This window comes from Bacillus cereus group sp. BfR-BA-01380, assembly GCF_022663535.1.
Classification (GTDB): Bacteria; Bacillota; Bacilli; order Bacillales; family Bacillaceae_G; genus Bacillus_A; species Bacillus_A cereus_BB.
Map to the genome: position 1 here is coordinate 1 of NZ_JAKUFS010000124.1, position 231 is coordinate 231.

Genomic DNA, 231 nt, shown 5'->3' on the forward strand with positions numbered 1-231 from the left:
TGGGGAATGTTTCGAAACATGCTTGCTTACAAATGTGAAAGTCATGGCGGTGTACTCGTCAAAGTAGAACCAAAATATACTTCACAAGACTGTTCTTTTTGTGGGAATCGTTTGAAAAAATCTCTCTCTATTCGTACTCACATATGTACAAAGTGTGGAACAGTGTTAGATAGAGACTATAATGCGAGCCTGAACATCTTACAAAAAGGATTAGAAGAATTGCTTATCACA

Annotated in this window: 1 protein-coding gene; it reads left to right on the plus strand. The window is 36.8% G+C overall.

The window, feature by feature from the left end; all coding sequences use genetic code 11:
- The coding region (locus MR076_RS27020) for an RNA-guided endonuclease InsQ/TnpB family protein (protein ID WP_242225442.1) at window positions 1-231 on the plus strand (231 nt) is incomplete at both ends.